20 protein-coding genes are annotated in these 22,599 nt (G+C 53.0%); 14 read left to right on the top strand and 6 right to left on the bottom strand.

The features are described 5' to 3' along the window. Positions 1-211: 211 nt before the first annotated feature. The 14 genes from QCD60_RS21420 to QCD60_RS21485 all read left to right on the top strand — a co-directional run bounded on the left by QCD60_RS21420 (position 212) and on the right by QCD60_RS21485 (position 17,852). Entirely contained in the window at positions 212-1,231 is a 1,020-nt protein-coding gene (locus QCD60_RS21420; RefSeq protein WP_279788254.1) for an aspartate-semialdehyde dehydrogenase, read from the top strand. A gap of 240 nt (positions 1,232-1,471) precedes the next feature. Continuing rightward, positions 1,472-3,892, top strand: coding sequence for a FimV/HubP family polar landmark protein (locus QCD60_RS21425; RefSeq protein ID WP_279788256.1), 2,421 nt, complete (start codon positions 1,472-1,474; stop codon positions 3,890-3,892). 137 nt (positions 3,893-4,029) lie between these two features. Continuing rightward, entirely contained in the window at positions 4,030-4,872 is an 843-nt protein-coding gene (gene truA / locus QCD60_RS21430; protein WP_279788258.1) for a tRNA pseudouridine(38-40) synthase TruA, read from the top strand. 123 nt (positions 4,873-4,995) lie between these two features. Next, on the top strand, positions 4,996-5,625 hold the full coding sequence (locus QCD60_RS21435) for a phosphoribosylanthranilate isomerase (RefSeq protein ID WP_279788260.1): 630 nt from the start codon (positions 4,996-4,998) through the stop codon (positions 5,623-5,625). Continuing rightward, the gene (gene trpB, locus QCD60_RS21440; RefSeq protein ID WP_279788262.1) at positions 5,609-6,829 is read left to right on the top strand and encodes a tryptophan synthase subunit beta; all 1,221 of its coding nucleotides are present in this window, start codon (positions 5,609-5,611) and stop codon (positions 6,827-6,829) included. The genes QCD60_RS21435 and trpB overlap by 17 nt, the downstream gene beginning before the upstream one ends. A gap of 9 nt (positions 6,830-6,838) precedes the next feature. Beyond that, positions 6,839-7,642 carry a tryptophan synthase subunit alpha gene (trpA, locus tag QCD60_RS21445; RefSeq protein WP_279788264.1) on the top strand — a complete coding sequence of 268 codons (804 nt, stop codon included), beginning with the start codon at positions 6,839-6,841 and terminating at the stop codon, positions 7,640-7,642. A gap of 91 nt (positions 7,643-7,733) precedes the next feature. Next, on the top strand, positions 7,734-8,627 hold the full coding sequence (accD, locus tag QCD60_RS21450; protein WP_104154218.1) for an acetyl-CoA carboxylase, carboxyltransferase subunit beta: 894 nt from the start codon (positions 7,734-7,736) through the stop codon (positions 8,625-8,627). 178 nt (positions 8,628-8,805) lie between these two features. Continuing rightward, a complete protein-coding gene (gene folC / locus QCD60_RS21455; protein ID WP_279788268.1) occupies positions 8,806-10,095 on the top strand; it encodes a bifunctional tetrahydrofolate synthase/dihydrofolate synthase in 1,290 nt (429 codons plus the stop codon). 124 nt (positions 10,096-10,219) lie between these two features. Further along, positions 10,220-10,864, top strand: a complete 645-nt coding sequence (locus QCD60_RS21460) for an SPOR domain-containing protein (RefSeq protein ID WP_279788270.1) — start codon at positions 10,220-10,222, stop codon at positions 10,862-10,864. Between the two features lie 95 nt (positions 10,865-10,959). Further along, positions 10,960-11,454 (top strand): CvpA family protein, encoded by a 495-nt coding sequence (locus tag QCD60_RS21465; RefSeq protein ID WP_104154214.1) that lies wholly within the window; start codon positions 10,960-10,962, stop codon positions 11,452-11,454. A gap of 67 nt (positions 11,455-11,521) precedes the next feature. Continuing rightward, the gene (gene purF, locus QCD60_RS21470; protein WP_104154212.1) at positions 11,522-13,036 is read left to right on the top strand and encodes an amidophosphoribosyltransferase; all 1,515 of its coding nucleotides are present in this window, start codon (positions 11,522-11,524) and stop codon (positions 13,034-13,036) included. A 219-nt stretch (positions 13,037-13,255) separates the two neighbouring features. Further along, complete coding sequence (locus QCD60_RS21475) at positions 13,256-14,479, top strand: O-succinylhomoserine sulfhydrylase (protein ID WP_279788274.1); 1,224 nt, start codon at positions 13,256-13,258, stop codon at positions 14,477-14,479. Further along, positions 14,476-14,931 (top strand): flagellar basal body-associated FliL family protein, encoded by a 456-nt coding sequence (locus tag QCD60_RS21480; protein WP_279788276.1) that lies wholly within the window; start codon positions 14,476-14,478, stop codon positions 14,929-14,931. The genes QCD60_RS21475 and QCD60_RS21480 overlap by 4 nt, the downstream gene beginning before the upstream one ends. A 179-nt stretch (positions 14,932-15,110) precedes the next feature. Beyond that, entirely contained in the window at positions 15,111-17,852 is a 2,742-nt protein-coding gene (locus tag QCD60_RS21485) for a bifunctional acetate--CoA ligase family protein/GNAT family N-acetyltransferase (protein ID WP_279788278.1), read from the top strand. 51 nt (positions 17,853-17,903) lie between these two features. On the opposite strand, the gene QCD60_RS21490 is transcribed toward QCD60_RS21485, so the two are convergent. The 6 genes from QCD60_RS21490 to ccoS all read right to left on the bottom strand — a co-directional run bounded on the left by QCD60_RS21490 (position 17,904) and on the right by ccoS (position 22,586). Beyond that, a complete protein-coding gene (locus QCD60_RS21490) occupies positions 17,904-18,212 on the bottom strand; it encodes a metalloregulator ArsR/SmtB family transcription factor (protein WP_104154206.1) in 309 nt (102 codons plus the stop codon). Positions 18,213-18,467: 255 nt separating this feature from the next. Further along, a complete protein-coding gene (locus QCD60_RS21495; RefSeq protein ID WP_104154205.1) occupies positions 18,468-19,001 on the bottom strand; it encodes an adenine phosphoribosyltransferase in 534 nt (177 codons plus the stop codon). A 178-nt stretch (positions 19,002-19,179) separates the two neighbouring features. After that, positions 19,180-19,953 (bottom strand): fumarate/nitrate reduction transcriptional regulator Fnr, encoded by a 774-nt coding sequence (gene fnr, locus QCD60_RS21500; protein ID WP_279788281.1) that lies wholly within the window; start codon positions 19,951-19,953, stop codon positions 19,180-19,182. 242 nt (positions 19,954-20,195) lie between these two features. Next, a complete protein-coding gene (hemN, locus tag QCD60_RS21505; protein ID WP_279788283.1) occupies positions 20,196-21,602 on the bottom strand; it encodes an oxygen-independent coproporphyrinogen III oxidase in 1,407 nt (468 codons plus the stop codon). Positions 21,603-21,669: 67 nt separating this feature from the next. Continuing rightward, positions 21,670-22,359, bottom strand: a complete 690-nt coding sequence (locus tag QCD60_RS21510) for a sulfite exporter TauE/SafE family protein (protein ID WP_279788284.1) — start codon at positions 22,357-22,359, stop codon at positions 21,670-21,672. After that, a complete protein-coding gene (ccoS, locus tag QCD60_RS21515; RefSeq protein ID WP_347950244.1) occupies positions 22,356-22,586 on the bottom strand; it encodes a cbb3-type cytochrome oxidase assembly protein CcoS in 231 nt (76 codons plus the stop codon). The genes QCD60_RS21510 and ccoS overlap by 4 nt, the downstream gene beginning before the upstream one ends. Positions 22,587-22,599 lie beyond the last annotated feature (13 nt).

Genomic DNA, 22,599 nt, shown 5'->3' on the forward strand with positions numbered 1-22,599 from the left:
GGTTTATCCGGGTCATTTTGTTTTAGCTGTTGTTGGGCGCTCAGACAGGCGGCATCGGCTGTCGTTCAAGACGGCATTTCTTGTGTTGTGTCGAGCAAGTCGATAAAGTGCGCGGTCATTTCGCTGTAGAGCCGGTGCTTTCAGTCATTACGTTGCGTAGCTGACCGCGCGGTCCAATGCAGTGTCACACTTTATGTATCAGAGGTTAGCCATGAGCAAGCTATTTAATATCGCTATCGTCGGAGCTACCGGTGCCGTTGGCGAAGCCTTGGTTGAAGTGCTGGAGCAGCGCGAGTTTCCAGTAGGTAAACTGTTCCTGCTGGCCAGTGATCGTTCACTGGGTAAGGTGATCTATTTCCGTGAACGTTCAGTCAAAGTGCAGGAGTTGGAAAAGTTTGATTTCGCTCAGGCTGACATTGCATTTTTTACCGCGGGTAGCGACGTATCAAAAACTTATGCTCCTAAGGCAACTGCCGCTGGTGCTGTCGTCATTGATAACACCAGTGCTTTCCGGCTTGATGCTGACGTACCTCTGGTTGTACCGGAGGTCAATCCCGAGGCTGTAGCGGAATTCAAGCACCGCAAGATCATCGCCAACCCCAACTGCTCCACTATCCAGATGCTGGTTGCCCTGAAGCCAATCTATGATGCTGTAGGTATCAGTCATATTGATGTGGCTACCTATCAGGCGGTTTCTGGTGCGGGCCGTGAAGCTGTAGAAGAACTTGTAAAGCAGACAATTCATATGATGAGTGGTAAGGGTCGTGAAGATGCGCCCTGCTCAGTGCTGCCAACCACAATTGGCTTTAATGTGCTGCCACACATTGATGTGCTGCTTGATGATGGCTACAGCGGTGAGGAAATGAAGATGGTTAACGAGACGAAAAAGATTCTGGGTGATTCCACTGTCATCGTTAACCCTACCTGCGTGCGAGTGCCGGTTATATTCGGACATTCAGAAGCTGTTCATGTGCGCACAAAAGCAGCCATTTCCCTTGAGCAGGCGCGAGAGTTACTGGCTGGTGCGCCGGGTGTCAGTCTGATGAATGACGGCTACCCCACACCTGCCAATGAGGCTGCAGGTAATGACCAGGTATGGGTGGGCAGATTACGTCAGCGGACAGGAGATGATTTAGGTTTGAACCTTTGGGTTGTGTCCGATAACGTACGTAAAGGGGCTGCAACTAACAGTGTGCAGATTGCGGAGCTGCTGATTTCCAGTTATCTGTAACACCCTCAGTCAAGAAACGCTTGGGATCCTTGTCGGGCCGGTGTTAGACACCGGCCCGCACTATGCATATACTCCAAACGTTTGCCGCGGTAATGCCTGTCAACTCAACGACATAGCAGTCAGTGCTTATCAGCGATCTCCACTCGATTTAAGTTGTTCCGTATAGATTCAGCAGCTAGCTTGCCGAAACTTCGTGCTACTGATGCCAGCTAAAAGGATAAGAGAGGGTTAGGACGTCGAATGCTGCGTAAACTCACAACCGGTATCCTGCTTGTTGGTGCCCTGCAGACAGGGTCGGTCTGGGCGCTGACACTGGGGGATGCTTCTCTGGGGTCATTTCTCAATGAGCCTCTGAATGCTGAGCTGCCCCTCAATGATGTGGCTGGCTTAGACCTCTCGCAGCTTAAAGTTCAGCTCGCAGATCAACAGGTTCTCAAAGTCTCTGGCATTCAACCCTCCGCTATCCTGTCCAATTTGCGTTTTCGGTTAATGCAGCGTGGTAATCAGGCATTTATCCAGGTGACGTCAAGCCAGCCTATGCGTGATACCTACCTGAATTTCGTCGTTGAGGTTAGCTGGCCACAAGGGAAGCTCGCACGTGAGTACACCCTGTTTTTTGATCCCCCCGCACCCAGTGTCAAATTAGTGGGTGATTTGCCAGAAGGGGCGCAGGCTAACTCAGGCTTTTCAACGCCAGATCAACCCTTTACTGGTGGGCGTCTGGGGGCAAGCGCTGATGAGGGAGCCGCCCGAGAAGTCAAGGCTGAGCCCAAAGGTCAGACATCTTCCATTCCCGGTAAGTCTGTGAAAGTGGGGCGCAATGACACGCTGTGGACGATTGCTGCGCGTAATCGACCCAATGGTGTCAGCCCTCAGCAGGTGATGCTGGCTTTTCAGCGTGTAAATCCTCAGGCGTTTATTGATGGCAACATCAATCGTATTCGTAAGGGTTCCTCTTTGCAGGTACCTACACTGCAGGAAATTCGCAAACTCAATTTTGATGACGCGTTGAAGGAAGTGGCGCGACAGAACCAGCTTTGGCGTGGTCGGACACCGGCCAAGGCTGCTCTGACCTCGAATAAACCTGCGTCTGCCAAGTCCAAAGAAGCCCCTGTAGTAGCCAAAGAGGAAGGTCAGCTGCGTTTGATGAATTCAGCCAGCGGCAAGACTACGGCCAATGTTTCAGGGCAGGGGGATACAAGTCAGCTCAAGGCGCAGTATGAGGATATCGAGAATAAGCTCAGTTTGGCACAGGAGTCGCTCGATAAGAGTGAGCGGGAGAAAGCAGATCTGTCCAGTCGTCTGGATGCGCTAACTGCGCAGGTCAACACCATCGAAAAATTGCTCAAGGCCAAGGATGATCAGCTTGCTTCCTTGCAGGCATCACTGAGTGATGCTGAACAGCAGCGTGACAAAGAAATGGCAGAGCGTGAACGTCTGGAAAAGTTGCTGGCGGAGAAGACTGGCGAGCCGCCTGCTTCTGCTACTGAGACGACTTCAACCGAGAATATGTTCAGCAGTATCCCGACAGCCTATCTGATTGGGGCGGGTGCGGGGTTGGTTGCGCTTCTGGTCAGCGTGCTGGCCTTGATGCGACGTAAGGCCAGGAAAGACGACGATGGTTTTGAGCGCATCCGCAAAGAGCTGGAAGAGCAGATGCGTAACAATGATGGCGCAATGACGGCAGCCGGTGTAGCCGCAGGTGCTGCTGTGGCCGCTGCCATGATGCCTGAGGTGGAAGAGTCAAAGCCAGTGCGTGAGGCGCCAGCTGCGTCTGCTGCCAGTTTTGCTGAGTTGGATCCGCTCGAGGGCTTTGATGATCTTCTGGATGATGATCTGGATCTGGATATTGACAGTGACGATCCCTTCAATCAGGTCGATGATGGCGATATGGCTATTGAGCCAGAGCCCGCCCGGCCCAGCCCTATCGAAGATATCCATGAGGATGACTTTGTCGACATGACCTCCAGTATCGAGGAGGGCGGAGATGTCGATCTGGATGACGTTGCTGAGGCAGGTGAACAGGAGTCGTCGCGACAGATCGGAGAGTTTGATGAGCAGGATCTGGCGCAAAGTGTCGATCTGGAAGTAAGCGACACGCCCGATCAGGATGAAGAAGCGTTTGTTCATACGCTGTTGAATGAACCGGATCTCGCAAGCTTGGATGCTGATCTGGATGGCATTGAAAATGGCGATGATCTCGACTTGCCTGTCGATCGTGACGATAACCCTGCTCAGGATGATATCGACAGTTTGCTTGATCAGACAGATCCCGATGACATGGATACAGATCTTGAAATACCCGACCTTGAGGATGTTGCTGATCTGAGTGAGCTGGAGGAGCCGGATAGCTCCGATGTACTGGTTGAAGAAGAACCGGTTGAGGAATCTGAGGACGACTTGCTCAGCCTGGACGATGAACTCAATGCGTTGCTGGCTGAAGCCGATCAGGATGGTTTCGTCGAAGAGGAAGCGTTGGGCGATGAAGATTTTACTTTCCTGTCCGGGGCTGATGAAGTGGCCACCAAGCTTGATCTGGCAAGAGCCTATCTTGATATGGAAGACGCGGATGGTGCCCGCGATATTCTGAACGAGGTCATGATAGAAGGGTCTGAGAGTCAGAAGCAGGAAGCGGAAGAGCTTCTGGCATCGCTGGTTTAAAGGTGAGTATTGTATAGCTGTACGCCGCTCATCGGAGTCAGATCGTGACAAGACCGGCCAAATCGCCGGTCTTGTGTTTTCCTGTACAGCCCTCGGCTGTTTTCAATGTGTGCTATTTATCAGATTCAGAACGCTTAATGACCAATTCACATTCGTCGCTGGAGATTTCTCCAAAGATTTTTCGTATTGCCTTGGGTGTCGAGTACAACGGCAGCGAGTTTCATGGTTGGCAAGCGCAAAAGTCGGGTGTTGCCAGTGTGCAGGCAGAGCTGGAACGCGCGCTCAGCAAGGTTGCCAATGAGGCAGTTGCAGTCGTGTGTGCAGGCCGAACAGATGCGGGAGTCCATGCCAGCGAGCAGGTGGTCCATTTTGATACGACGGCTGTTCGTGATCCCCGGGCTTGGATCATGGGGACCAATACCCATCTGTCTCATCATGTCAGTGTGCGCTGGGCTACAGAAGTGGCTGATGATTTTCATGCACGCTTTTCTGCAGTAGAACGTCAATATCGTTATGTCATCTATAACCATAAAGTTCAGCCCGCCCTGCTCAATCGACATCTGACCTGGGATTATCGCCCGCTGGATGTGGTGCGAATGCAAGAAGCAGCGCGCCATCTCGTTGGCACCCATGATTTTACCTCCTTTCGCGCTGTTCAGTGCCAGGCGAAAAGTCCTGTGCGGACCTTGAAGCAACTGGATGTTGTGCGGCAAGGTAATCTGATCGTATTGAATGTAAGGGCGAACGCATTTCTTCATCACATGGTCCGCAATCTTGCGGGCGTACTGATAAAGATTGGTGCAGGTGAGGCTGAGCCTCTGTGGGCTAAAGAAGTACTGGATGCTCGGGATCGCCGATTGGGAGGGGTGACCGCGCCGCCTTTTGGTCTTTATCTGGTGCGTGCGGTATACCCGGAATCATTCATCCTGCCGCAAGAGGCTCCCGGCCCCAATTTTCTGGGCAGTTTCGGTGAGGGCTAGGGCATGCGGGGTAGGGTTGCCTTTCTATTGGGATCAGCAAGTAGTTCTGCTAACATCTGGCACCTTGATTAACCTCGGTTTTCTCGGATTTAACTCATTTATCTTGGACAGTACGAGCATTTCATGACCCGAACACGCGTCAAAATTTGTGGTATGCGAAGTGTCGAGGATGCTCTGGCGGCGGTTGAAGCTGGGGCGGATGCTTTAGGGTTTGTATTTTACCCACCGAGCAAGCGAGCTATTGACGCTGCTCTCTGTCGTGATATCTGCCAGGCGTTGCCACCTTTCGTAGAGCGTGTTGGCTTGTTCGTCGACGAGGCACCTGAGCAGGTAAAAAAGGTGTTGAGCATTGCTCCACTTAGCTTGCTGCAATTTCACGGTGACGAGACTGCAGCCTATTGCGAGTCGTTTTCCGTGCCCTATATAAAGGCCATCAGGATGAAGCCGGGGACGGACCTGATAGCGTTGGCTCAAACCTATTCCTCAGCACAGGCTTTACTGGTAGATGCCTATATGCCGGGTATGCCAGGAGGAACAGGCCTTACTTTTGACTGGCAAGTATTGCCAGATAACGTGGGCAAACCTGTGATTCTGGCGGGTGGCCTGACACCGGATAATATTGGTATCGCGGTACGCGGGGTAAGACCTTATGCCGTCGATGTCAGTGGTGGCGTCGAGTCTGCTCCAGGCAAGAAGGATGCCGCTCTCATTTCTCAATTTGTACAAGGGGTGTTACGTGGTGACGCAAGTTGATCTGAAAGCGTTGGTCAGTCTGCCTGACGAACGAGGACACTTTGGCCCCTATGGTGGGCGCTTTGTGTCTGAGACCCTGATGGCGGCACTGGAAGAGCTTACCGAGACGTATCAGCGTTTGTGGCAAGACCCCGAGTTTATCGCCGAATTTGATCGTGATCTGAAGCATTATGTGGGCCGTCCATCGCCTCTTTATCATGCTGAGCGTTTGTCTCGTGAGCTGGGTGGTGCGCAGATTTACCTGAAGCGGGAAGACCTTAATCACACGGGTGCGCACAAGGTTAACAATACTATTGGCCAGGCCTTATTGGCCAAAAAAATAGGCAAACCTCGTATTATCGCTGAAACAGGAGCTGGCCAACATGGTGTGGCATCTGCAACTGTCGCTGCTCGCCTCGGGCTGGAGTGCGTGGTGTATATGGGCGAGGAAGATATTCGTCGTCAAGCGCTCAACGTTTATCGCATGAAACTGCTGGGTGCCAAGGTGGTACCTGTCACGTCTGGCACGCGCACGTTGAAAGACGCTCTCAATGAAGCCATGCGAGATTGGGTTACCAATGTTGATAGCACCTTCTACATCATTGGTACCGCAGCAGGCCCTCATCCCTATCCGCAAATGGTTCGTGATTTTCAGTCCGTCATCGGCCGCGAAGCCCGTCAGCAATGCCTGGAACAAACCGGTCGTCTGCCAGATGCCCTGGTTGCGTGCGTCGGTGGTGGATCTAATGCCATCGGGCTGTTCTATCCCTTTATCGAGGATGCCAGCGTAAGAATGATTGGTGTCGAGGCGGGCGGACTGGGTCTGGCAACAGGTCAGCACGCCGCTCCGTTGACCGCAGGGCGCCCAGGTGTGCTGCATGGCAACCGCACTTATCTGATGGCTGATGATGCTGGGCAGATTCTGGGTACGCATTCGGTTTCGGCTGGTCTTGATTATCCTGGCGTTGGACCTGAACATGCGTGGCTGAAAGATACCGGTAGAGCTGAATATGTAGCTGCGACCGATGAAGAGGCAATGAATGCATTCCGTATGCTGACTCGCATTGAAGGTATTATGCCGGCCCTTGAGTCAAGCCACGCAGTTGCTCATGCAATCAAGATTGCCCCGACCATGTCTCAGGATCAGATTCTTGTCGTTAACCTGTCGGGTCGTGGCGACAAAGATATTCATACCGTTGCCGGCATTGATGGCATCGAGATCTAAGGAGTAGTAATGAGCCGTATCTCAGGATGTTTCGCTCGCCTCGCAGCGGCGAATCGTAAGGCGCTGATTCCTTACATCACTGCTGGTGATGGTGGCCTGGATCTCACAGTCCCCCTGATGCATGCTCTGGTCGGCGCGGGCGCTGACATTATTGAGCTGGGCGTGCCGTTTTCAGACCCCATGGCAGATGGTCCGGTCATTCAGTTAGCCTGCGAGCGGGCACTGGCACACGGCACTCGTTTGGCAGATGTGCTGGAGATGGTCAAAGCATTTCGTGTTCAGGATGAGGTTACGCCTGTTGTCTTGATGGGATACCTGAATCCTGTCGAAATGATGGGATATAAAGCGTTCGCCGAGCAGGCCGCGACCGCTGGTGTGGATGGCGTTTTGCTGGTCGATATGCCCCCAGAAGAGGCCGATGATGTGCCTGCATTGATGCAGGCTCATGGTCTGGATTTGGTTTTCCTGCTGGCGCCTACCAGCAAGGTTGAGCGAGTTGAGGCAATCGGCAAGGCGGGTTCTGGTTACGTATACTACGTATCACTTAAAGGCGTGACAGGATCAGCCCAGCTGAATACTGCCGAAGTGGCTGAGCGGGTTGGTTTCATTCGCCAGCACGTCAGTCAGCCGGTGGGTGTCGGTTTTGGTATTCGCGATGCCGCATCGGCCAAAGCAGTCGCAGCGGTAGCCGATGGTGTCATCGTGGGAAGTGTACTGGTCAACAAGATGGCCGAGTTGCAGCAGGACAGGGCCGCGTTATTGCAGGAAGTGCCCGCCATATTGCGCAGCATGCGCGAAGCGATGGATGCCTGACTGAGTTAAGAAATGATGCTGGCCGGCGAGCTGTGGACACTGCCAGTGTTTGAAGAGCAATCGCAGTTCGCAAGGTTGGTGCGGAGAATCTATGAGTAACTGGCTAGAAAAAATCGTTCCTTCCCTCGTTCGGGTGCAGCGTAAAACCTCAACCTCTTCTGTACCTGAAGGGTTGTGGAAGAAGTGCCCCAAGTGTGAGGCGGTGCTGTATCGCCCCGAGCTGGAAAAAAATCTGGATGTATGTCCGAAGTGCGATCATCACATGCGTATCAGTGCTCGCCGTCGTCTGGATGTTTTTCTGGATGCGGAAAATCGGGCAGAAATCGGTGCGAATGTTGAGCCCAGTGATCGTCTGAAGTTCAAGGACTCCAAGCGCTATAAGGATCGCCTGGTGGCTGCCCAGAAGGAGACTGGCGAGAAGGATGCACTGATTGCAATGAGCGGCACTCTGGATGGTATGCCGGTTGTTGCGGTAGCCTTTGAGTTCAACTTCATGGGCGGTTCCATGGGGTCAGTGGTAGGTGAACGTTTTGTTCGTGCGGCCCAGCATGCTTTGAAAGAGCGTATTCCCCTGATCTGCTTCGCGGCTTCTGGTGGTGCGCGCATGCAGGAAGCACTGTTCTCTCTTATGCAGATGGCGAAGACCAGTGCCGCACTGGAAAAGCTCAAGCAAAACGGTGTGCCCTATATTTCTGTCATGACTGACCCGGTTTTTGGGGGCGTGTCTGCAAGTCTGGCGATGCTGGGTGATCTGAACGTGGCTGAGCCCAATGCTTTGATTGGTTTCGCCGGCCCCCGTGTTATTGAGCAGACGGTGCGTGAGAAACTGCCAGAAGGATTCCAGCGCAGTGAGTTCCTGCTGAGTCATGGTGCTCTGGACATGATTCTGCACCGCAAACAGATGCGCGAGCGTCTGGGTTCGATTCTGCGTAAATTGAGCCATCTTCCTGAAATCAAGGAAGTTCAGGAAGAAGCAGAGGAATAACAGTGACCGGGGTGAAAGCCTCCGGAGTGCTGTGGTGCTGAGTCTGGCACCCTAATGTCGCCGACTTTCCGTTGATCCGATCAGGGTTGATGGAGTCGGCGTTATTTTTGTTAACGTACAGAAACTCTTGCCGGGAAGATAATTGGCTTTGGCAGGGGTTATCCCGGTGGATTCAATAATGACACAGCGCACACTTAATGACTGGTTGGCCTGGATGGAGCAACAGCACCCATCAGCGATAGATCTGGGTCTGGATCGGGTACAGAAGGTGTGGCAAGCATTGGGGGCACCGCAGCCTGCCAAAAAGGTGGTTGTGGTTGGCGGCACCAATGGCAAGGGCTCAACCTTAACCTATATCAGTCAGCTGGCTATGACTGCAGGCTGGAAAACAGGCACTTATACCTCACCTCATTTCCTGCGTTACAACGAGCGTGTCGCGATTGAAGGCAAGAGTGTAACTGATGAGCAGCTGTGCGCGGTGTTTGAGCGCATTGAGGCCTGTCAAACAGCGCTGTCGCAGCAGGGCGAGGTGATCTCGCTCACCTATTTTGAGTTTGGAACCCTCGCTGCGTTACTGCTGCTGGCAGGCGCGAACCTGGATCTGGCGGTGCTGGAAGTCGGGCTTGGTGGCCGCCTCGATGCGGTCAATATCGTCAGTGGTGATGTCGCCATCGTGACGTCAGTGGATCTGGATCACACAGACTGGCTGGGCAGTGATCGTGAAGCTATCGGCTTTGAGAAGGCAGGTATATTCCGGCCAGATCGCCTGGCGCTGTGTGCTGAGCCTGATGTGCCGCAGTCTCTGGCTGAGCATGCACAGACAATTGCAGCTCGTCTGATGAAAATCGGTGAATCTTTTGGTATCGATGAGGGCAATGGTGATTATCGTTGTTACGGACAGCTACCGGATGGTCGGCCCTGGTATGTGGATCACATCCCGGCTCCTCAGCTACCGGTCAGAAACATGGCTCCGGCCTTGCAAGCGGTAAAATGGCTTGGCATTGAGCTGACTGATGAACAGTGTCGCCATGCTCTGAGTCATGCGACCCTGACAGGGCGCTTTCAGCATATGGAGTGGCAGAAGCGTTATTGGTTGCTGGATGTCGCCCACAATCCGGAAGCGGCAAGGCATCTGGCAAAGTGGCTGGCTCGGAATGCAAAAGGCCGTAAGGTCCATGCGTTGTGCGGAATGCTGGCTGACAAAGATATCGAGGGTGTTTTAGGCGCTTTGGCCAGCTCAATTGGCCATTGGCAGCTGCTGACATTGCAGGGTGCACGCGGTCAAACCGCAGAAGGGATGGCCAGACGTGTAGCTCACCTGACCTCTGATGCGTCGATTGCTCAGGCAGATACAGTGGAAGAGGCTCTCACTGCGCTGATTAATGTCAGTAGTGCCGATGACCTGATTGTTGTTTTTGGCTCTTTCTATACCGTGTCGATGACACTGGAGAAAATGCTCGCAGGCTAATGTATTTGTGCTGTCAATGGGCAGGTAGTCGGGTGAGGAGGTGCTTCACCCGGTCTTTTTAGATGTTAGTTGGATTCGTTAACGGAATGTTGTGTGGTTCCCTGCGGAAGGGGAGGAGTTACCTATGCCAATTGAGCTTCGGCACCGAATTATTGGTGGTGCTGCATTATTGATCGTGGTTGCGTTTTGGGCAGTCAGTTTTTGGGATGGTGCCGGCTTGCCTTCTTTACCACCGGTACCAGAGGCTATGCCGGTTCGTCCGGCGGTGCCTGCGATTGATACGTATCAGCCTCAGCAGCCTGTATCTGAACTGGATGAAACGGTTTCTCCGGTGGCGAATAGCAGCGTTGAGCCCAGTGTTGAGAGTGCAGATACTACCAAGCTTGTTGTGCCCCCACCTCCATCGGTGGCTCAGCCTGCTCAGCCGGTCGTAGCTGAAACAGTTGCTCCTAAACCTGCGGTAGCGCAGCCACCTGCTGAGCCTAAAGCGATTAAGGAGACTGCACCGCAGGTGCAAATGGATACTCAGGGGGTGCCCGCTGCCTGGGCTTTGCAGTTAGCGAGCTTTAAGGATCAGACTAATGCGGATCGCTTGCAGAAAAAACTGATGGACTCCGGATTCAAGGCCTACCAGAGCTTTGATGGCACATTGCACCGGGTATTCGTCGGCCCCGAGTTGGATCGTGGCAAGCTGGAAAGCATTCGTGCGCAGATCAAGCAACAGGTGAAGCTGGATGCGATGATCGTGCGTTATCAGGTGCCGAAATAACGGCAAAATCAACCAGTTGGTTCGATTCTTCAAAGCCAGTGATCTGTATTGGCGCTTCTGCTAGAATGCGCACGCCATCGGGATAGGAGTAGTAAATGAACTGGGCGGATTGGGTGATTCTTGGGGTCATCGGAGTCTCCGGACTGATCAGCCTGACGCGCGGCTTCATGCGCGAAGCCTTATCTCTGCTGACCTGGATCGTGGCATTTGTTATTGCCCGCCTGTTCACAGACCAGCTTAGTGTGCTCCTGACCCCATATATAGCAACACCTTCCATCAGGGTGGCATCAGCGTTCATCGCTCTGTTTATCATTACGCTGATTGTCGGCGCGATGATTGGTTTCCTGGTCGGAGAGCTGGTGAAAGCGACGGGTTTAAGTGGAACTGATCGCGTGCTGGGCATGGCCTTCGGGATTGCCCGGGGGTGTGTGCTGATTGTGGTAGCGGTGGCCTTGTTATCTTACACGCCCGTAGTCAATGACTACTGGTGGCAGTCGTCACGACTGGTACCTGAATTCAAGATGATGGAGTCCTGGTCTCTTGGCCTTCTTAAAGATGTGTCGGGAGCCATACTGTCAGTAGGAAGCTGATAGTTTCACTGACAGATGCCTGCCCGAAAGCGGTGCTGGCTAAGCATGTTCAACTGAGGTGTATTTCATGTGCGGTATTGTCGGCATCGTTGCCAATTCCCATGTTAACCAGGAAATATTTGACGCACTTACGGTGCTACAACATCGTGGCCAGGATGCGGCCGGGATGGTCACCAGTCAGAATGGGCGCTTCTTCCTGCGCAAGGACAATGGGCAAGTGCGAGATGTTTTCCGCACCCGTCACATGAAGCAGCTGGTCGGTAACATCGGTATAGGGCATGTGCGTTATCCCACCGCCGGCAGTTCAAGCTCTGCTGAAGCCCAACCCTTCTATGTCAACTCTCCCTACGGTATTGCTCTTGCTCACAATGGCAACCTGACGAACACCGAAGAGCTGGCAGCGGATCTGTTCCGTGAAGATCTGCGTCATTTGAATACCTCTTCGGATTCCGAAGTGCTCCTCAATATTCTGGCTCACGAGCTGCAGATTCTGCACAAACTCAAGCTGACGCCGGAAGATTTGTTCAGTGCCATGGGCCAGGTCTACAAGCGTGTTCGTGGTGCTTATGCTGTTGTGGCCATGATTACCGGCTATGGCATTCTGGCATTTCGCGATCCCTTCGGCATTCGTCCTCTGTGTATTGGTGTGCGCGAGACCGCTGGTAAGCCTGAGTACATGGTGGCATCCGAAAGTTGTGCGCTGATTGGTGGTGGCTACAAGTTGCTGCGCGATGTCAAACCCGGTGAGGCGATTTTCCTCAGTGAAGATGCACAGCTGTTCAGCCAGGTCTGTGCAGAACACACCGAATACCGCCCATGTATTTTTGAACACGTCTACTTGGCACGTCCTGATTCCATTATTGATGGTATTTCCGTTTACAAAGCTCGTCTGCGTATGGGCGAGTTTCTGGCAGACAAGGTTCTGCGTGAACGTCCCGAACATGATATTGATGTTGTCATTCCCATTCCCGATACCAGCCGCACAGCGGCCATGCAAATGGCGCTCAAGCTGGGCGTTAAGATGCGTGAAGGCTTTGTCAAAAACCGTTATATCGGTCGTACCTTCATCATGCCCGGGCAGAAAATTCGTGAGAAGTCCGTCCGGCAGAAGCTGAGCCCGATTGAGCTCGAATTCCGTGATCGTGTTGTCATGCTGGTGGATGACTCCATTGTGCGTGGAACTACTTCACGACAGATTATTGAGATGGCACGCGAGTGTGGCGCCAAGAAGGTCTACATCGCCTCGGCAGCTCCTGCAATTCGCTATCCAAACGTTTACGGTATTGATATGCCAGCAGTTAAAGAGCTGGTCGGTCACGGCCGTACAGACGAAGAAGTGGCTGAATACATTGGTGCTGACTGGCTGGTATATCAGGATCTTGGTGATCTGATTGAATCAACGGCAGGTGCAGATACGCCCGCGACCCAGTTTGACTGCTCTGTGTTTGATGGTGACTACGTTACTGGTGACGTCGATGAGCAGTATTTTGCCAAACTGGAAGCGGCTCGTAACGATGGCGCCAAATTTGACGAAGAACTTGGCGACAATGAAACCGCAGACATGCTCAAACGCCTGAGCTAAATGCGCAGGTCAGACATTGACTAAATGACAACGCCACCTTCGGGTGGCGTTGTCATTTGTGAGCATCGCTTGTTTAGCGAGTTCTTTGCGTTAACTGGCCGCACGTGGAGCCACTGCCGTGCTGGATTAATACTGGCAGGAATTGGTATCGTATCTGTTATTTGACCGTCAGGCTGTGTGTCGTCACGGCGGGTCTATTTATGTGGAGATTTACCGCGAATGTCTGAGCAGTCTTTTCCTTCTAATGATCCTCTGGCCCGTTTGCAAAATGACCTCGAAGGGGCAGCGCAAGATACTCTGGCAGTGCGCGCTGGACATGTGCGGACCATGGAAGCTGAGCATGCCGAAGCGATTTTCCCAACATCAAGCTTCGTATTCAGCAGTGCGGCAGAGGCTGCACGCCGATTCCCAAATGCCGATGGTAATATCTACTCTCGTTTTACCAATCCCACTGTTCGTACTTTTGAGCAGCGTATTGCAGCGATGGAAGGTGGCGAACGTGCCGTCGCGACCGCTTCCGGGATGGCGGCCATTTCCAGCCTGACACTGGGGATGCTGGAGCAGGGTGATCATATCGTCTGCTCTCGTAGCGTGTTTGGATCGACCATTGCTCTGTTCGACAAATATCTGGGTAAGTTTGGTATCACGACCACTTATGTGGATGTGAACAAGCCGCAAGAGTGGGAAGCCGCAGTGCAACCCAACACCAAGCTGTTCTTTCTTGAAACCCCTTCCAATCCCTTGGCTGAAGTGGCTGATCTTCGTGCACTGGCTACCATTGCACGACCCCATGGCATCAAAGTCGCAGTCGATAACTGTATTCTGACACCGACATTGCAACAGCCTCTGAAGTTGGGGGCAGATATTGTGGTGCACTCTGCCACCAAATACATCGATGGACAGGGGCGTTGCTTGGGTGGGGTGGTGATTGGTAACCATCAGGATATGGAGAAAGTATTCGGCTACTTGCGTACCGCTGGCCCGAGTATGAGCCCATTCAATGCCTGGGTATTCCTCAAGGGGCTGGAGACACTGCGTATTCGTATGCAGGCACACAGTGCCAGTGCACAGGCGTTGGCTGAGTGGCTGGAGCAGCATCCCAAGGTGGCCAGGGTGTATTACTCTGGTCTCAGGAGCCATCCGCAGCATGAGTTGGCGCGTAGTCAGCAGAAAGGTTTTGGTGGTTTGCTGGCTTTTGAAGTGAAGGGGGGGCAGGCGGAGGCGTGGAAGGTTATTGATTGCACGCGCATGATCTCCATTACGGGTAACCTGGGGGATACCCGGACCACGATTACTCACCCGTCAACAACGACACACGGCAAGATGACGGCCGAAGCGAAAGCTGAAGCCGGTATCAAGGACAGTCTGATTCGTGTCTCCGTCGGTCTGGAAGATATTGATGATATCAAAGCTGATCTGGCACGTGGTCTTGACCATCTATGACCGTCCGCCTGCACTACCTTGGCGTCGCCGTGTGCCTGCTGCTGGCAGGTTGTGACAAGTCGGATAACTCCGACTTCGCCAAGGTACTGCAGTTTGAAGGCGCGATTTCCCCGTCAGGAAATCGCGACCCGATTCCGGAGCATTTTCTGCAGGTTCCTGAAACACAGCTCGCGGTGCCGGGTGCTGTGCGCATGGATATCTCCATTACGCTAGAGGCCGCTTCTGTGGATGCCAAGAAGCGTCTGCAGTCTCACATGCCACTGGTACAACACTATCTCAATCTCGCTCTGGCTCAGGTGAATATGCAGTCAGTAAAGGATGAGCGCAGCCGTGAGCTGGTGCTGATGCAAGTGCGGGACTTCGTCAATCAGGGTTTGCAGGAAGAAGATCCCAAGATGCAGATTCAGCGTGTGCTGGTCGATCATCTGTGGGTTGATCGTAAGGCGCAATGATCTCTGATGTTGATCAACGGTTTGTTAGATGTGCCACACCATAATGCATAGTGTTGCCTTTGCAGCCGTAATGTCATTATCTGCTGCTAAGACGGATGGGTAGTTATCAGGTGTAGTGGACCGATGTGCTCCGGAGTATGGGGAGCAGATGCCACTTACTTATGGTCAGGAGAGATGAATTGAGTACCAAATACCTCAAACGATTCTTCAAACCAAAATCCATCGTGGTCTTTGGTGCCACGGAGGAGCCTGATAATCTCGGCGGCGTGGTCGTCCGTAATCTGCAGGAAAGCGGATTTGAAGGGCATCTCTATGTGGTGTACCGCGAGGCAACGGAGGCCGTATTCGGTGTTCCTTGTTATCGGGGCTTTGCCGACTTACCTGAACTGCCAGATCTGGCGGTCATTTGCTCTATTCCTGAGCGTGTTCCGGAACTGATTCGTAAGCTTGGTGCCAGTGAGGTACGTGCTGCCATTATTCTGAGTGGTGGCTATCTTGCTCAGGGCGAGGAAAGCCGACCCCTGCGTGAGGCGGTTAAAGAAGCAGCGAAGCCCTATGGTATTCGCATCATGGGGCCAGACTGTCTGGGAATACTGGTTCCTGGCCACAACATGAATGCCAGTTACAGCCATCTCAATGTACTGAAAGGGAAAGTGGGCTACGTCGGCCAGTCCGGTATTGTCGGTACCGCCATGATTGACTGGGCGACAGGTCAGGGGATTGGCTTCTCCCATTTTCTTACCATAGGCGACTCTGTCGATGTCGATCTGCCCAGCATCATCGATTACCTCGCGGCGGATCCTTATACCCAGTCCATCGTGTTGCAGCTCAATCGTATTACCAATGCTCGACACTTTGTCTCGGCTGTACGCTCGGCAGCACGAAATAAACTGGTGCTCATTCTGAAAAGTGCCTTCCTGCATCAGGCTGGGGCAATACAAAGTGCAGTGGACAGTGGTGTCGTCAGTGAGGATCAGGTCTACGATGCCGTGTTGCGCCGGGCAGGGGTCGTGCGGGTGACAACCTCTGATGAAGTTTTTAATGCGCTGGAGACGCTCAGCCGCAGCAAGCTGTTGAAAGGTGACCGGCTGGCGTTGATTTGCAACGGCATGGGGCCGAATGCACTGGCGGTCGATGCCTTGATACGTAAAGGTGGCAAGCTGGCGCAGTTGTCAGAGCAGACCGTTGCTGACCTGGCTGAGGTACTACCGCCTTTTTGGAGTCGCGCTAATCCTGTTGATCTCAATGCGACGGCAACACCTGAGCAGTTTGCCAGGGCGCTGTCGATTGTCAGTCGTGATCCGAATGTGGATGCGGTGCTGATGATTCATGCACCGACCCGTCTGGCTCCCTGCGTACAGACGGCTGAGGCGATCATCAAAGTACAGAAGTCTGTATCCACCCAGGTACTAACCAGCTGGATGGGAAGAGCCAGTGCCATACCGGCACGTAACTTGTTAAGTGCCGCAGGTATTCCGACCTATATCACTCCTGAAAAAGCGGTAGAAGGCTTTATGCACATGGTTGAATACCGGCGCAATCAGGAAGTGACGCGACAAACGCCACCCAACTATGTGCTGCAGGAGCAGTCCATTCATCGCATGCGTGCCAAGGCACTGGTGGATGGTATTCATAGCAGTGGTCGGGACTACCTTACCCATGCCGAGTCCATGGAGCTGGTCAACTACTACGGTATTCCCTCTGCTCATTCTTCTTACGCGATCTCTGTTGAAGAAGTGCTGAAAGTTGGGCGGTTCTACGAGGAGGGAGTCGCAGTCAAGGCTCTGCACAAGGACAATCGCTATCCCTTTGCCTATGACCAGCTATTGACCAAACGCTGGCAGGACATGGCACTGGATATGTACTCTGAGGACGAGATTCGACGTCGGGTTACTCGCCTTGATTATCGGATGCGCGAGCGCTACCAGGATAATGAGCTGGATGGCTTTGTCGTGCAGCAGATGAAGCGTGGCTTTCAGTCCATGCAGATGCATGTCGGCATAACCCAGCATCCGGTTTTTGGTCCGCTGATCGTTTTTGGTGTGGGTGGTTACACCGTTGATGTTCTGGGTGATCGTCAGTTAGGGGTACCACCTCTGAGCATGTCGCTGGCTCGCTTGCTGATCGAGCAAAGCAGAGTGCACCGGATTATTCAGGAAAACAGCTATAGGATTGATCAGGACATCAATACCCTCTGCCAGATGCTGGTCAAGCTATCGCAGCTGGTGGTGGACTTGCCGGTGGTCAAGGCGCTTGAGATCAATCCACTGTTGTTAAACAAGCAAGGATTACTCGCTGTCGACGTCAGTGTCTCGCTGGGAGAGCCGGTCCCCTTATGCATTCCCGCCTATCCGGAGCATTTGCGTGAGTGGGCTACATTGCTGAAAAGCAACAGAGAGGTGGAGCTGCGGCCCATTCGGGGTGAAGACGAGCCAGCGCATCTGCAGTTCTACAAAAGCCTCAGCCCGGAAACCGTGCGTTTGCGCTATTTCTACAGTCGCTCAGTCCCCAATCATTCTGAGCTGGCAAACTGGTCACAGATTGACTACGACCGGGAGATGGCCTTTATCGCGACCGCACTGAAGCAAGATCAGAGTTATGAGTACGAGACACTGGGCGTGGTGCGTGCCATCACCGATCCGGATAACGTTACTGCGGAGTTTTCGATCGTGATCCGGGATGACATGCAGGGAGAAGGGTTAGGGCGGTTGTTGATGAATAAGATCACCGAGTATTGCCGCAGCCGGGGCACGTTGCAGTTGGTGGGGTCAACGTTGCCGACGAATCTGGGCATGCAGAAGCTGGCCAAGTCACTTGGCTTTCAGAATTCCTACAACGCCGAAGAAGAGGTGGTAGATATGCGCTTGCCTCTTAACCCACCTCAAGAAGACTGGCAGTTCCATCGCTTATCATTAGGATGATGTCGTCAGGTTGACGCACCCATGTGGAAGAGAAGCCGGGCTTCCGTCTGTCTACATCTCAGGGCAATAGATGTCGTGAAGTGTGCGGATAATCTGACTGGCAACATCACCGGACAGTGAGTAGTAAATGGTCTGGGATTCTCGCCGGGTTTTGACCAGCCCATCCCGGCGCAACACAGCCAGATGCTGTGACAGTGCTGACTGACTTAGGTCAAGGCAGGTATTGAGTTCCGTCACCGAAAGCTCTTTGCCATCCAGATAGCACAAAATAAGAAGACGGCTTTCATTAGCCAGTGCTTTAAGGACTTTCGCCGCGCCAGAGGCATTCCTTTTCATCATTTCCAGCGTTTCTGGTGTCATGCCATGGGTGGCGTTTGGCTGAGTGGCGCTATTCAAACAACGTTCTCCTCAAACAGCAGAGTCTGGAGACAAAGGATTTTCAGAGGATACTGTCAGTACTCTGTGCCCGGTTACATCTTGCAACATCGTACTGTATCGAAGGGAGCTGTGCAATTTAGCTGGGAAGGGTCAGCTGATACGCATCAACGTTGGCGGCTAAAAGTGATGAGCTGGTTCTTGAAAAGGCTCGTTCCGGCATCCGGAACGAGCTCAGCATCAGTATGCAATCAGAGAGAATACTGACACGCCGGAATCTTGCAGCCTCTGTGAGCCCTGCAAGCCTGGCAGGTCGATGATGGAAGCAACTTCACTGACGCTGCCGCCCAAACGTTGCACGAGCGAGCAGGCGGCAATCAGAGTGCCGCCTGTGGCAATCAGATCATCAAAAATCAGTACTTTGTCGCCGGGGCCACACGCATCAGTCTGTACTTCCAGGGTTGCACTGCCGTACTCAAGGTCATAGGACTGGCTGATGGTGTCGCCGGGCAGTTTGCCTTTTTTGCGTACCAGAATGAGGGGCTTGTTGAGCTGGTGAGCAAGAATGGCGCTCACCAGAAAGCCGCGTGCGTCAATGCTGGCAATGTGGGTGATATCGGAAGTAACGTAGCGTTCAATAAAGCCGTCAGTCACTGTGCGTAATGCTTTAGGATCTTTAAAAATGGGCGTGATATCACGGAAGGTGACGCCGGGCTCAGGCCAGTCAGGCAGGGCCCGAATCACTGACTTTACGTAGGAAGCATCAAAAGCCATGGTTGGTTGATCCTTAGAGAGTAAAAATCCTGCACAGGGCAGGATCAGATGGCCGGAATAAACCGAATGGATAATTCTTGCCTAGGTTACCTCAAACTGGCTGGCTGAGAAACCCGCTGCCTGCTCGTGAAGATTCTGCTCTGCGGCAGTCTCATCGCTCACAGGCTGCTGTAACTTATCAGGCTTGCTTGGCAAGTACATGAGTCTCTACGTGTTCACACTCACCCGCTGCGGCATACAGGCCGCTCAGGTCAATCACACGAATGTCTTTTCCTTCAACCGCGATCAGTTCGTTTTTCTGGAAGCGGGTAAAGATACGACTCACTGTCTCTACTGCCAGACCCAGATAGTTACCGATCTCATTACGTGACATGGGTAAACGGAAATGGGTGGCGGAAAAACCACGAAGTTTGAATCGTTGAGACAAACGTACCAGGAAGGTGCCTACGCGTTCATCCGCATTCTTCTTGCTCAGTAACAGCATCATTTGCTGCTCTTCACGGATTTCTTTGCTCATGGTACGCAGCAAATTTTTCCGCAGCTCCGGTAATTGCCCGGAGAGGGTATCAAGCTTCTCAAAGGGGATTTCACACACCGTGGTGGTTTCCAGTACTTTGGCAGAAACCGGGTACTGTGACTCGTGAATACCGCTCAGTCCAAGCAGCTCACTGGGAAGATAGAAACCAGTGATCTGTTCTTCACCCTCATCGGTAACCGTGTAGGTTTTGATGGCACCTGCGCGTACGGCAAAAACGGATGAGAAATTGTCACCCTGACGGAACAGGTGTTCACCTTTCTTCAGTGGGCGGCTTTTATCAATGATGCCATCCAGGCGATCCATCTCGGTAAAGCTCAGGGATAGCGGCAGACACAGAGAGTTCAGGCTGCAATGCTGGCAGTGAGCCTGTTTGATATTACGAATGATCGGTTCCATGTGGGGGTGCTCAGCCATAATCGTTTCCCTGCGCGTAATTTAAAAAATGAACCAACTGTCAGGTGTGACAGTATGTTATATGTGGTTGCACAGGTGAAGGAAAAAGTCTTCGGACTTATCAGAACATATTCACGATTTTGCTAATCAAAGCCAAACAAGGCCAAAAGAGCTGAGGAAGCGGTGTTTAGTTATCCTAAATGCGCATCCGAAGGTCTTTTCTTCGCTGTGTGGCTGACGCACGGCAGATCGTGAAGGCGTTCTTAAATGATCCGAGAAAAACGCTGTTCAATCTGTGCTTGCCTGTAGCTGTCAAACAGCATACAGATCGACCGGATAAGCAGTCGTCCTGGCGGCAATATTGTCAGAGAGCCAGCGCTTATGGATATCAGACCATCGTTTATATGTCCACCGAGCGCATTGAGTTCTTTTGCAAAGTACTCATTGAAGTTGATCTGCCAGGTTGTACTGAAGGTTGCGGTGTCCAACTGAAAGTGACAGATCAGCTGAGTAATCAGCGCGCGGCGCACACGGTCGTCGTAACTTAGCTGAATACCTTTACAGATTGCGTTGCCCTGACTGTCCAGAGCGTCAGACCATTGCCCCACATCGTGCATGTTCTGGAAGTAGGTATCCCCTACCTGCGAAATGGACGAGGCGCCCATAGCCAGCAGCTCGCAGTCACCACGAGTGGTATAGCCCTGAAAGTTGCGATGCAGTTTGCCTTCACGTTGTGCCATAGCCAGCTCGTCGTCCGGCTTGGCGAAGTGATCCATCCCGATGTACTGATAACCTGCCTGATCCAGGCGTTCTATACAGTGTTGCAGAATGCTCAGTTTCATTTGCGGTGTTGGCAGGTCTTCAGCGCGAATATGCCGCTGAGGGCGGAAGCGATCGGGAAGATGAGCATAGTTAAATACAGAGAGCCGATCAGGCGACAGGGCAATGACGGTTTCCAGGGTTTCGGCAAAGCTGTCAGGGGTCTGCAATGGCAAACCATAAATCAGATCGAAATTGATCGAGCGGAATCCCAGTTGACGTGCCTGTTGCAGCAACTCGGCCACCTGCTCGAGAGGCTGTACACGATTAACCGCAGCCTGTACGGCGGGATTGGTGTCCTGAATACCAAAACTCAGGCGATTGAAGCCCAGATCACGCAATACCTTCAGGGTATCGCCAGTCACCGTGCGAGGATCGATCTCGATGGAGTAATCGGCCTTGTCATCATCACGCAGAGTGAAATGGCGCCGGATGACTGCCATCACTTCCTGCAACTCCGTGTCACTCAGGAAGGTGGGAGTGCCACCACCAAAATGCAGCTGCTCAACAACACGCCCTTCAGCAAAACGTTCAGCGTAGAAGGCTATTTCCTGATAGAGCTTGTCCAGATAGGACCTGACACGCTGGTGCTGACGTGTAATGACCTTGTTGCAGGCGCAGTAATAGCAGACGTGTTCACAAAAGGGGATGTGGAAATACAGCGACAGCGGTGCCTCAGCGCGAATACTGGCCGCAGCATGCTGCAGGATGTCGTTGCCCTCCAGAGTACGAAAGTCTACAGCGGTCGGGTATGAGGTGTAGCGGGGACCAGCGCTGTCATAGCGGCTGATCAGTTCAGGCACCCAGACAGGATGCAGGTCGGGTAAGGGAGAAAGATTGACGTGGCTCACAGTTTGGCTCCTGTTTAGCTCCACGGCAAAGTATAGAGAGCTCAGTTACACGTCAGCATGATCCAGATCAATGGCTGACAGAAAGATGTAAAGGAAGTGCATGAATCATGGAGGGCAGGGTGATGCTCAGGTTATAGCAGCCCCAAAGCAGTATCAGTATCCCCCCGAGACGGTGTAACCACTGCTGTTGCACCAGTCCTTTCAAACTATGGGAGAACCAGCCGGTGGCGAGCATCACTGGCAGCGTCCCCAGCCCGAACAGGCCCATAATCAGGGCACCATCCAGCCAGGAGTGACTGGCCAGACTCCAGGTCAGGGTGCTGTATACCAGTCCGCAGGGCAGCCAGCCCCAGATCATGCCGAGAGCCAGCGCCTGCCGGATGTTTCTGACGGGTAGCAAGCGTTTGCCCAGAGGGCTGATCAAACGCCAGAGACCGCGGCCAGCCTGTTCGACATGGGTAAGCCATGTTGACCAGCCTGCCAGATACAGGCCCATCAGAATCAGCATTACAGCGGCCAGCAGGCGCAATATCGGAAACTGGTGTAAATCCAGTGTGGCACCCAGTGCCCCGCTGACAGCACCGGCCAGCATATAGCTGCTTATGCGGCCCAGATTGTAGGCAGTGGTCAGAGGCAGGCGTTGAGCAGTGGGAGCTTGTATGGCTACCGCTGTCATGATGCCCCCGCACATGCCAAAGCAATGCATGCCCCCCATCAGGCCGATAAGAAAAGCCGCGCTCAAGTCCAGACTGATCATGGCTGCTGCCGTGAGTCGTCATGCTTGGCGTCAGAGACTTCTGCTTGCGCCTGCTCTTCATGCTCGCCTCTGTAGGGGGCAGGAGGAATCATGTCTTTGTCTTCATCAAAAAGAATGCGGTGTGCCGGACTGTCGAGATCGTCATATTGCCCGCTCTTGACAGACCAGAAAAAGAAATACATGGCCAGCCCGATGAACAGCAGAGCGATGGGAATCAACAGATACATTATGTCCATGGCA

Origin of the sequence: Pokkaliibacter sp. MBI-7 (assembly GCF_029846635.1) — a bacterium.
Taxonomy (GTDB): domain Bacteria; phylum Pseudomonadota; class Gammaproteobacteria; order Pseudomonadales; family Balneatricaceae; genus Pokkaliibacter.

Bases quoted from the DNA above. Each gene is read 5' to 3' on its own strand.
- QCD60_RS21420 (WP_279788254.1), top strand. From the start codon at position 212: ATGAGCAAGCTATTTAATATCGCTATCGTCGGAGCTACCGGTGCCGTT.
- QCD60_RS21425 (WP_279788256.1), top strand. From the start codon at position 1,472: ATGCTGCGTAAACTCACAACCGGTATCCTGCTTGTTGGTGCCCTGCAG.
- truA (WP_279788258.1), top strand. From the start codon at position 4,030: ATGACCAATTCACATTCGTCGCTGGAGATTTCTCCAAAGATTTTTCGT.
- QCD60_RS21435 (WP_279788260.1), top strand. From the start codon at position 4,996: ATGACCCGAACACGCGTCAAAATTTGTGGTATGCGAAGTGTCGAGGAT.
- trpA (WP_279788264.1), top strand. From the start codon at position 6,839: ATGAGCCGTATCTCAGGATGTTTCGCTCGCCTCGCAGCGGCGAATCGT.
- accD (WP_104154218.1), top strand. From the start codon at position 7,734: ATGAGTAACTGGCTAGAAAAAATCGTTCCTTCCCTCGTTCGGGTGCAG.
- folC (WP_279788268.1), top strand. From the start codon at position 8,806: ATGACACAGCGCACACTTAATGACTGGTTGGCCTGGATGGAGCAACAG.
- QCD60_RS21460 (WP_279788270.1), top strand. From the start codon at position 10,220: ATGCCAATTGAGCTTCGGCACCGAATTATTGGTGGTGCTGCATTATTG.
- QCD60_RS21465 (WP_104154214.1), top strand. From the start codon at position 10,960: ATGAACTGGGCGGATTGGGTGATTCTTGGGGTCATCGGAGTCTCCGGA.
- purF (WP_104154212.1), top strand. From the start codon at position 11,522: ATGTGCGGTATTGTCGGCATCGTTGCCAATTCCCATGTTAACCAGGAA.
- QCD60_RS21475 (WP_279788274.1), top strand. From the start codon at position 13,256: ATGTCTGAGCAGTCTTTTCCTTCTAATGATCCTCTGGCCCGTTTGCAA.
- QCD60_RS21480 (WP_279788276.1), top strand. From the start codon at position 14,476: ATGACCGTCCGCCTGCACTACCTTGGCGTCGCCGTGTGCCTGCTGCTG.
- QCD60_RS21490 (WP_104154206.1), bottom strand. From the start codon at position 18,212: ATGACACCAGAAACGCTGGAAATGATGAAAAGGAATGCCTCTGGCGCG.
- QCD60_RS21495 (WP_104154205.1), bottom strand. From the start codon at position 19,001: ATGGCTTTTGATGCTTCCTACGTAAAGTCAGTGATTCGGGCCCTGCCT.
- fnr (WP_279788281.1), bottom strand. From the start codon at position 19,953: ATGGCTGAGCACCCCCACATGGAACCGATCATTCGTAATATCAAACAG.
- QCD60_RS21510 (WP_279788284.1), bottom strand. From the start codon at position 22,359: ATGATCAGTCTGGACTTGAGCGCGGCTTTTCTTATCGGCCTGATGGGG.
- ccoS (WP_347950244.1), bottom strand. From the start codon at position 22,586: ATGTATCTGTTGATTCCCATCGCTCTGCTGTTCATCGGGCTGGCCATG.